Raw genomic sequence first — 3,896 nt, forward strand, 5'->3', positions numbered from 1 at the left:
GATGACCGCCCACGAACTTGGCGCTCAAGCCCGCTCGTTCGACCGCAGCCTTCACTTCACCCTTGACGCTGACGACGTCGGTGATCGGATTGTCGGGCGCGTGCGCGGCGATGGCCGCCAAGGTGGCGTCGACGGCAGGCATCGGCACGGCGATCACAATGATCGCGCCGCTTTCGTTCGCTCTCTGAAGCACTGAAACCAGATCGGTGTCGGCGTCGAAACCGTCGGCTCGGGCCGCGTCGGCGGACTCGCTGGAACGGTTGTAACCCCACGCCCGGCGGCCGGATCGGACGGCGGCGCGAAGTAGCGAACCGCCGATCAATCCGAGGCCGAGAACGCAGACTGGTGGGGCGGAATCGATCGCAGACACGAGTTCAGGTTGGCACATCGATGCTCGGACTTCACTCACTGGCACCAGGCGGGCTACCGTTGCGCCATGGGTGCACAGCGCGCGGGTAACAAGAGCGCCTCTTCGAACCAGTCGGAGGAGCTTGAAGGCTTCGGTGTCGCGGTGGTCCGTGAAGAGGGGCGTTGGACGGTCAAGGCACTGACGCCCGACGCGTTGACCTCGCTCTCGGCCGCCGAAACGCAGCTGCGTGAGCTGCGAAGTTCGGGTGCCGCCTTCGGTCTTCTCGACGTCGACGACGAGTTCTTCATCGTGTTGCGTCCGGCGCCGTCGGGCACGCAGTTGCTGATTTCCGACGCGACCGCCGCCATCGACTACGACATCGCAGCCGATGTCCTCGACGCCTTGCACATCGAGATCCCCGACATCGACCCGGACGACCTCGACGATGTCGAACCCTGGGAAGAGGGCGATCTGTCCGTGCTGGCCGATCTGGGCCTGCCGGAACCCGTGCTCGCCGTCATCGCGGCCGAGACCGATCTCTATCCGGACGAGCAGTTGGGGATGATCGCGCAGCGACTCGGGTTCGCATCCGAGTTCGGCGCAGCGCTCGACAAGCTCCCGCGCTAGATGACTCTCGCTGACGACCAGCGCATGATCCGTGCGGCCATCGTGGCCGCACGTTCCACCTCCGACGCAGACGTCCCGGTCGGGGCAGTGGTGTTCGACGCAGACGGCGTCGAAGTTGCTCGGGCCTCCAATGCCAGGGAAGCGTCGTCCGATCCGACCGCGCACGCCGAAATCCTCGCGTTGCGTGCTGCCGCAAAAACCTACGGTGACGGCTGGCGCCTGGAAGGTGCGACGCTTGCCGTGACCCTCGAGCCATGCACGATGTGTGCGGGCGCTCTGGTCCTCGCCCGGGTTTCTCGGGTCGTTTTCGGGGCGTGGGAGCCGAAAACCGGAGCCGTCGGATCATTATGGGACGTAGTTCGAGATAAAAGATTGACCTATCGGCCGCAGGTGCGCGGCGGGGTCCTCGAGGACGAATGCGCTGGGCTTTTGGAAGATTTCTTCCGCGAGCAGCGGGCCTGAATTCGGCATTCCCCATCGAGAGTGATCGCACACTCGGGTAGCCGGATCCATCAATCGAGGGCATGGTGGAGGCAGATGCCGTCAGGGCATCGGCGGATCGTCGGAAGGCGATTCGTTCGCGTTCACAGAGGAGTACTCATGGGAATCGCAGACAAGGCTCAGAACAAGGCCGAAGACCTCGGGGGCAAGGCCAAGGAAGCTGCTGGCAGCGCTACCGGTGACCGGGACCTCGAAAACGAAGGCAAGGGCGACCAGGTGAAATCGGCCGTCAAGGATGCAGGCGAGAAGGTCAAGGACGCCGCTTCCAGCATCAAGGACAAGCTCACGTAATACCGCTCCACCTGGCGATTTCAGCCACGGGCACTCCATCCGGTAAAGTCACCAACGGTGGCGTGTCCGAGCGGCCTAAGGAGCACGCCTCGAAAGCGTGTGACGGGTAACCCCCGTCCGAGGGTTCAAATCCCTCCGCCACCGCCAAAGCTCCCCACCTGTTCACGCAGGTGGGGAGCTTTTTTGTGCTTGGTGGCGCCTATAGTCCCGTTGCTCGGACGACGTCAGGGAATCGGTAGGTTTCATCGAGGACTGATTTGTCGGGGACATAGCTGCGAATGATCAGTCGAAATTCGTCGTGCGGAGCGGGTAGCCAGTTGGCACGAGCATCCGGATCGGTCGGCTCGTCGTGAGACAGGTGCAAGGTGAGCTTCCCGTCACGAAAGACGAGATCGCCCGCGTCGAGATTGACGGTGCCGAGGTTGACGCGGTTACCGGGTGCGTCGGCGAGCATAAATGCGTCCTTGTCGTACATGGTCAGAGACCAGAAGCCGCCGCGACTGCGGTCGACGGGTGGGAGTGCGTCTTCTGTGAAGGTCATGGTGTACCGCTCGCGGCCGTGGAGTAACGCTCCGTCGTGGTCGGTACCCCGGATGAGGTAGACAGCCTCGTGAAAGTCGTTGACGTAAATGTAGATGACGGCCGCGAGCGCCCGTCCGAACCAGTCGGTGCCCCACAGGCCACTGTTGCGTTGCCGTTGCCATCCATTGCCTGCGTCGACCCCGGTTTGGACGTAGCTCGCCGATTGATGGAGGGCGACGTCGGCGCGGAGCGCGGCGCGGTCGAGCAGCGCTCGGTACGACTTGTCCGAACGATACAGTGCGACAAGCGTCTTGGCTTGATCAGCCATCGGGGTGTCTGCTGCGCCCATGGTCGGGTTGAAATCGAGCATTGCTGCAAGATCGGTCCAGAAAGATTCCGGCTTCACCCATTGAGGTCGACTGGCGTCGGGATCGACCGCCAACATTTCGGCGGTGACGCCCTGAGGGTAGATCGAGTTCGCGGCGTGGGCCTCGTAGCCGAAGGACCGCGGGCCGGGTCGATCCTCGCTGAACGGGTACATGCCGATCTGGTCGAGCACCGACCGCGCCTGCTGCTTGGACGCCTCGGAACGTGCTGCGAAACTGCGAGGGAAGACCCCAGCCACGTTCGTCGGTGATCGAAGCACATCGAGGAAGTCTTCCGGCAACTCGCCATCCCAATCAGGTCCGACCAGAAGGAACTTTCCGCCGGGAGTGCCTGTCGCCGAACCAAGTTGGTGAGTCACATTTGTCAGCACGTCGACGATCTGGATAGTCCAGTAATGGCCGTCGGGTACCTCGGTCGGGGTCTGTATCACTGCGGTTTCGTCGGTGAGATCGGCGAATCCTGCGCCGTAGATCGTGTCGTTGTTGGGTGAGACGACCCACCGCTGCGCCGGGCTCATGTAGTCGGTGAGGGCACCTGTGTAATTTTTGGCGGCGCCTGGCAGAAGGCCGAGTTGGAGTCCGGTCTTGCCATCCATGATCTCCCACATGTTTGTACGGCCGAAGGTGTCCACAGCTGGATAGCCCCAGTAATAGACGATCCGGGCGAGGGCTTCCACGTAACTCTCAGCGGCGAGCGTTGCTGGAACTCCGGCCGATCTCGCCAGTTGAGCGTGTGCCGGCGTGAAACCTTGTGCGATTGAGTCGGTCGGGGAGTCCATGAAGTCATGGTGCCGGTGACCGTCCGCTGCATCATCACCCTTGCGGGGTGAACCGGTGAGGAAATCGAAAACCGGTTCTGTGTGCGCAATTCGAACGTTCAGGAGCGGCGGGCGATCCACTCTGCAGCGGCGGCATCGATGTCCTGCTTCAGCTTCTCGAAGAACGAGGGTGGCGGGGTGGGGATCAAATCTGCTGCGGTAGTGAGGGATCGACTGAGGGCGATCCGACGCTCGCGTAACTCGTCGTCGGTCAGGAGCGTCAGGTCCGCCATCGCGAGCTCCCTCGATCGGTGTGATTCGTGTTTCGGGCAGACCGTGCGCATCGGGATCGATGCATGATTCGATGCGCACGGCCCAGGCATTCCAGTCTGGGGGCCGGAATGCACAGTCGACTTTACCAAATGATTACTAATGGCTGTAGATGTGGCTCGCCTTCGGTGG

General features: G+C 62.6%; 6 protein-coding genes and 1 tRNA gene. 4 read left to right on the forward strand and 3 right to left on the reverse strand.

What is annotated here, in order from left to right:
• A partial coding sequence (locus tag A2J01_RS04215; protein ID WP_156519152.1) for a prephenate dehydrogenase/arogenate dehydrogenase family protein occupies window positions 1–388 on the reverse strand: 388 nt, incomplete at its 3' end.
• 48 nt (window positions 389–436) lie between these two features.
• Between A2J01_RS04215 and A2J01_RS04220 the strand changes: the two genes are divergently transcribed.
• From A2J01_RS04220 to A2J01_RS04235, 4 genes are all read left to right on the forward strand, one after another.
• Complete coding sequence (locus A2J01_RS04220) at window positions 437–976, forward strand: tRNA adenosine deaminase-associated protein (protein WP_058038199.1); 540 nt, start codon at window positions 437–439, stop codon at window positions 974–976.
• The gene (locus A2J01_RS04225; RefSeq protein WP_064112063.1) at window positions 977–1,438 is read left to right on the forward strand and encodes a nucleoside deaminase; all 462 of its coding nucleotides are present in this window, start codon (window positions 977–979) and stop codon (window positions 1,436–1,438) included. It begins immediately after the preceding gene.
• A 138-nt stretch (window positions 1,439–1,576) separates the two neighbouring features.
• Window positions 1,577–1,768 carry a CsbD family protein gene (locus A2J01_RS04230; protein ID WP_003943869.1) on the forward strand — a complete coding sequence of 64 codons (192 nt, stop codon included), beginning with the start codon at window positions 1,577–1,579 and terminating at the stop codon, window positions 1,766–1,768.
• A 56-nt stretch (window positions 1,769–1,824) separates the two neighbouring features.
• Window positions 1,825–1,915, forward strand: a tRNA-Ser gene (locus A2J01_RS04235).
• A gap of 52 nt (window positions 1,916–1,967) precedes the next feature.
• Here the strand turns inward: A2J01_RS04235 and A2J01_RS04240 are convergent.
• On the reverse strand, window positions 1,968–3,455 hold the full coding sequence (locus A2J01_RS04240) for a DUF1254 domain-containing protein (RefSeq protein WP_231915696.1): 1,488 nt from the start codon (window positions 3,453–3,455) through the stop codon (window positions 1,968–1,970).
• Window positions 3,456–3,553: 98 nt separating this feature from the next.
• The gene (locus A2J01_RS36255) at window positions 3,554–3,727 is read right to left on the reverse strand and encodes a hypothetical protein (RefSeq protein ID WP_003943953.1); all 174 of its coding nucleotides are present in this window, start codon (window positions 3,725–3,727) and stop codon (window positions 3,554–3,556) included.
• Window positions 3,728–3,896 lie beyond the last annotated feature (169 nt).

Origin of the sequence: Rhodococcus sp. EPR-134 (assembly GCF_001647205.1) — a bacterium.
Taxonomy (GTDB): domain Bacteria; phylum Actinomycetota; class Actinomycetes; order Mycobacteriales; family Mycobacteriaceae; genus Rhodococcus_F; species Rhodococcus_F qingshengii.

Bases quoted from the DNA above. Each gene is read 5' to 3' on its own strand.
- A2J01_RS36255 (WP_003943953.1), bottom strand. From the start codon at position 3,727: ATGGCGGACCTGACGCTCCTGACCGACGACGAGTTACGCGAGCGTCGG.
- A2J01_RS04225 (WP_064112063.1), top strand. From the start codon at position 977: ATGACTCTCGCTGACGACCAGCGCATGATCCGTGCGGCCATCGTGGCC.
- A2J01_RS04230 (WP_003943869.1), top strand. From the start codon at position 1,577: ATGGGAATCGCAGACAAGGCTCAGAACAAGGCCGAAGACCTCGGGGGC.
- A2J01_RS04220 (WP_058038199.1), top strand. From the start codon at position 437: ATGGGTGCACAGCGCGCGGGTAACAAGAGCGCCTCTTCGAACCAGTCG.
- A2J01_RS04240 (WP_231915696.1), bottom strand. From the start codon at position 3,455: ATGGACTCCCCGACCGACTCAATCGCACAAGGTTTCACGCCGGCACAC.